This window comes from Flavobacterium sp. FPG59, from assembly GCF_002150205.1.
In the GTDB taxonomy this organism is placed as follows: domain Bacteria; phylum Bacteroidota; class Bacteroidia; order Flavobacteriales; family Flavobacteriaceae; genus Flavobacterium.
The window spans coordinates 1-5,446 of the sequence record NZ_MTCA01000203.1; the positions used below are offsets into that span (position 1 = coordinate 1).

Here is a 5,446-nt window from a genome sequence, read left to right on the forward strand (position 1 = left end):
TTGTTAAAGAGCGTTAAACGGTATTTTAACAATCCAAAAAAGTTTTAATTTTACCTATATATTTTTTTAAAAACGAAATTGAATATGAAAAATTTATCAACATTATTTGGAGTTTCTTTATTAAGTGGTGTAGTTACCTTAGGTTCTTACAAGCTATTATTTGATACTGATGGTTATTTTTCAAAAGATAATGGCTCAGTAGTTACCATGGCTTCCAACTCGTACGGTAAGCGTGTTGGTTTATCATCGGAAATACTTGATTTTACTGAGGCCGCTGATAAAACCATTCATACTGTAGTGCACGTGAAAAACGTTTCCAGAACCACTGTTTCTAACCCAATATTAGAATATTTTTACGGTTATAGAGGTGGACAATCTCAGGAACAAGTAGGAACGGGATCTGGAGTAATTATTTCTGAAGACGGCTATATTGTAACGAACAATCACGTGGTGAAAGACGCTTCTGAAATTGAAATTACACTCAACAATAAGAAATCATACAAAGCAAAATTAATAGGTACCGACTCCAAAATGGACATTGCTTTGCTAAAAATTGATGCGGGTGAAAAGCTTCAATATACGGCTTTCGCCAATTCTGATTCGGTGAAAGTGGGTGAATGGGTATTGGCAGTAGGAAATCCGTACAACCTGAATTCGACCGTTACGGCGGGTATCGTTTCGGCGAAAGCCAGAAATTTAGACACCAGCGGAATTCAATCGTTCATTCAAACGGATGCGGCGGTAAACCCAGGAAACAGTGGTGGTGCCTTGGTAAACACGCGTGGTGAATTGATTGGTATCAATACCATGATCTCTTCGCCAACCGGAAGTTATACCGGATACTCCTTTGCGGTTCCCTCAAACATTACCCGCAAAATTATTGAAGATTTAATGGAATTTGGGAATGTACAACGCGGAATTCTAGGTGTTGAAGGTGGCGAATTGAATAGTATGAATTCTAAAGAATACGGTATTAGTTTAACCCAAGGATTTTATATAAAAAGGGTAACTAAAAATTCTGGTGCTGACAAAGCTGGCTTAACCAACGGAGATGTGATTGTCAAATTAGACGAACAAAATATTACATCATTTGCAGATCTTTCTGGATACATCAATACGAAAAGACCAAATGACAAAGTTCAAGTTACCTATATTAGAGACGGAAAAACTAAAACCGTTCCTGTGACTTTGAGCAAAAACGAGTTTTTTAATGCGGAGTTCAAAGGTATAACACTCGAAAATATTGAAGCTGCTGATAAAAAGAAATATAAAATTGATCACGGTGTGCGCATTAAAGGAATTAGTGATGAACAGTGGCAACAATATGAAGAGGAACTAGTGGGAAGTATCATTTTAAGTATTGATAACGTAAAAGCAACAGATGTAGAAACGGTATCGAAAAGATTTGGAAAAATAGAAGCTGATCAAAAGGTACGTATAGAATTGATTAGTAAAAATGGTGAACTGCTACGTTTTTACATGTAAGTTTATTTTTAAAATTGAATACTAAGCCATCTTGCTAAACAAGGTGGCTTTTTTATTTTGTAAAAAAATCTTAAAACACGCTACGAAATCGATTGAAATGGGTATTTTTGCCAAAAATTTTAAAAAATACAACACCTTATTTTCCTTAAATTTTCAACATGGCAACTACTACTTTATACGAAAAAGAAGTCTCTTTGCAAGCCGACAGGCGACGTGCAGGAGTAGAACTGATTAAAATTATCAGTGATTTATGGTATGACAAATCAATTGAGATGGTCTTATTCCGCAATCAATTATTAGACAGAAATGTAAGTGAGATTATCAATTTACATGAATATGCTGCTGAGTTTGTAGGCAAACCTATTTCAGTATTTGATTCGGTTAAAATTGCAAAAGCTATTTTAGAGTTGAACTTACTTCCTGCAAAATTAGACATTGGTAAACTTACCTATGAATACGGATTAGAAGAGGACAAATATCCAGATGCTAAGTATTTTGTAATTGACAAACTAAAAAACGCTAAAGATTCTGAAGAAATTCATCCAAAAGATGTTGTCTTATACGGTTTTGGACGTATTGGTCGTTTACTAGCAAGAGAATTAATGTCAAAAACGGGAAAAGGAAGTCAATTACGCTTGCGTGCTATTGTAACCCGTGATAAAAACGATGCCGTTTCTCTTGAAAAAAGAGCTTCATTGTTACGTTATGATTCAATTCATGGAGATTTTGAAGGTTCAGTAACTGCAGATCCTGCAAACAATGCTTTAATAATTAATGGGACAACCGTTCATATTATTACTGCAAACAGTCCAGAAGAAATTGATTATACGCAATTTGACATCAACAATGCTTTAGTAATTGATAACACTGGCGCTTTTACAACTCAAGAAGCATTGAGCCGCCATTTAACTTCAAAAGGAGCCGATAAAGTATTGCTTACCGCTCCTGGAAAAGGAGTTCCTAATATTGTACACGGTGTAAACCACAACGAGTACAACCCAGATGAAATCAATATTTTCTCTGCAGCTTCTTGTACTACCAATGCCATTACTCCGATTTTGAAAGCGGTTGAAGATACCCTAGGCGTTGTAAAAGGACATTTAGAAACCATCCATGCTTATACTAATGATCAGAACTTGGTAGACAACATGCACAAGAAATACCGCCGTGGTAGAGCAGCTGCGTTGAATATGGTAATTACTGAAACTGGTGCAGGAAGTGCTGTTGCAAAAGCATTGCCTAGCTTAGCTGGAAAATTAACTTCAAATGCTATTAGAGTTCCTGTTCCTAATGGTTCGCTGGTTGTGTTAAACCTTGAGGTTTCAAAGACCACTTCAGTAGAGGCCATCAATGGAATTATGAAAAAATACGCTCTTGAAGGGGAGCTTGTAGAGCAAATAAAATATTCATTGAATAACGAATTAGTTTCTTCTGATATTGTAGGTACTTCGGCGCCTGCTATCTATGACAGTAATGCTACTATTGTGTCTGCAGATGGGAAAAATATTGTGCTTTATATTTGGTACGATAATGAATACGGGTACAGCCACCAAGTAATTCGCTTGGCTAAATATATTGCTAAAGTAAGACGTTTTACGTACTACTAGCCTACTGATTACAAGTTGTGGTGGGTGGTTGAAATTTTTTTAGTTTTAGTTTTAGTCAATAGTTTTAAATTTAAGACAACCACTTCCCAACTTGAATAAAATTTAAAATCCGTCTTGTTTTAGAACGAGACGGATTTTTTTTGTTTATGATTTTTGTTGTGGTACTGAATTGGCACGCAGATGTCGCAGATTTAGCAGATTTTCATCTTTCAAAATATTCAATCTAAACTCCGAGATTAAAAACTGTGACTGAATACTGAGACTGCGACTGAACCACAGATTTCACAGTTTCTTTTAGTTTTAGTCAATAGTTTTAAATTTAAGACAACCACTTCCCGACTTGAATAAAATTCAAAATCCGTCTTGTTTTAGAACGAGACGGATTTTTTTGTTTATGATTTTTGATGTCGTACCGAATTGGCACGCAGATTTAGCAGATTTAGCAGATTTTTTATTGATTTTTTAAAAACACTTAACTACAAGTATTTTTAAACATATAAGGAATATAAGATCATATAAGTTGAACTATTTTAAATTCATGAATGATATAATACATCTCACAGCTTACTAATTAATAATTCATAACTCATAATTAAAAAAACCTACTCCTTAGCCTTAGTCAAATAGTAAATCGGGATACCTATAAGCATAATCAAAACACCCCAACCACAAGTAGTCGGTTTTGTGTACAATAAGGCCAAGCAAATCGCCGAAGAAATCAAAATATACAAAGCAGGCAATACCGGATAACCAAAAGCCTTGTACGGACGCTCTGCATTGGGCATTTTTTTGCGTAAAATAAAAATTCCTAATATCGTCAAGATGTAAAACACCAGTACAATAATCACCACAAAATCAAGTAAATCCCCATACTTACCCGTCAAACACAAGGCCGAAGCCCAAATGCATTGTGCCCAAATAGACCATTCTGGCACACTCGCTTTGTTTAACGAAGCTGCTTTTTTAAAGAAAACACCATCCTGCGCCATCGTATAATACACGCGAGCACCAGCCATAATCAAACCATTGTTACACGCAAAAGTCGAGATCATAATCATCACGGCAATAATCAAAGTTCCTACCGATCCAAAAATAGTTTGCGAAGCCACCACAGCCACACGATCTGATTCGGCAGTAGCAATATCAAACAAAGGCACCACTGCCAAGTACATCACATTGGCCACAATATAAATCACACTCACCAATAATGTTCCTAGAAACAAACTTAAACCCACATTGCGTTTAGGGTTTTTAATTTCGCCTGCAATAAAAGTTACGCCTTCCCAAGCCACACTCGAGAATTGCGATCCCACAAAAGCCGCCGAAATACCAGATATCAGTGCAATACCACCAATAGGCAACCACTCGCCTGTTTCCACATTCAAACTTTGAGCTTGCCACGCGTTGGCCCAATTCGCATCCCACACCGCACCATCCGCAGCAATGAAACCAAAAATAATCAAACCCGCTAACGAGAGTACTTTGATCACCGTAAGCACCGTTTGCAAAATCTTCGAGTTTTTCACTCCGCGACTGTTCACATAACTCAACAACACAATCGTCACAATAGAAACAATTTGGGCAGCGTTTAGTTTAAAATCGCCTATTTCATACAAAATATTTTTATCACTCAAAGGCGCATACAAGTAAGCCGCAAATTTGGCAAAAGCCACACCCACCGCCGCAATAGTACCAGTTTGAATCACCGCAAAAAAGCTCCATCCGTACAAAAACCCAATCAATTTTCCGTAAGCTTCCTTAATATACACATACTGCCCACCCGCCGTAGGGAACATCGCGCTCAACTCGCCGTAACTCACCGCAGCAATCACGGTAATCACGCCCGTAAGCACCCACATAGCAATCAGCCAGCCGGCAGAGCCAAGTTGTCGCACCATATCCGAGCTTACAATAAATATCCCCGATCCTATCATAGAACCCACCACAAGCATGGTCCCGTCAAGTAGTCCTAATTCTCTCTTAAAATTGTCTGGTTTTTGGTCTTCCATAAAATGGTGTTTTGGTTAGTTGTGGGCTAAAGATATACTTTTTTTAGAAATCTAAATTCAGATGTGCTTATTTTGGGCATGTCCCAGCTTCCGCAAGGCTACAGCTGCGTCAGGCTATGCGCTCTATCTTTATTTTCTTAAAGAAAGAAAATAAAGGATGCCGCTCCTATCCTTCATGCAAAATCCTCCTATTCAAGTTCAATCTCAGAAAAAGAGAAGTACTTCATTAAGGTTTTAAGTACGAAAACTTACTGTTAATAAAAATACCTTTGCTGATTTGTAATACAATTATACTTATATTTGGCAATTGATCTAGCTCACAGCAGACAAAGCAAACCTAATTTT

Annotated in this window: 3 protein-coding genes; 2 read left to right on the plus strand and 1 reads right to left on the minus strand. The window is 37.1% G+C overall.

What is annotated here, in order from left to right; all coding sequences use genetic code 11:
- Positions 1 to 84 precede the first annotated feature (84 nt).
- Together FPG59_RS13380 and FPG59_RS13385 are read left to right on the plus strand one after the other, a co-directional pair.
- Entirely contained in the window at positions 85 to 1,485 is a 1,401-nt protein-coding gene (locus tag FPG59_RS13380) for a trypsin-like peptidase domain-containing protein (RefSeq protein ID WP_086455089.1), read from the plus strand.
- Positions 1,486 to 1,643: 158 nt separating this feature from the next.
- Positions 1,644 to 3,092, plus strand: coding sequence for a glyceraldehyde-3-phosphate dehydrogenase (locus tag FPG59_RS13385; protein WP_086455090.1), 1,449 nt, complete (start codon positions 1,644 to 1,646; stop codon positions 3,090 to 3,092).
- A gap of 602 nt (positions 3,093 to 3,694) precedes the next feature.
- On the opposite strand, the gene FPG59_RS13390 is transcribed toward FPG59_RS13385, so the two are convergent.
- Entirely contained in the window at positions 3,695 to 5,101 is a 1,407-nt protein-coding gene (locus FPG59_RS13390; RefSeq protein ID WP_086455091.1) for an APC family permease, read from the minus strand.
- Positions 5,102 to 5,446 lie beyond the last annotated feature (345 nt).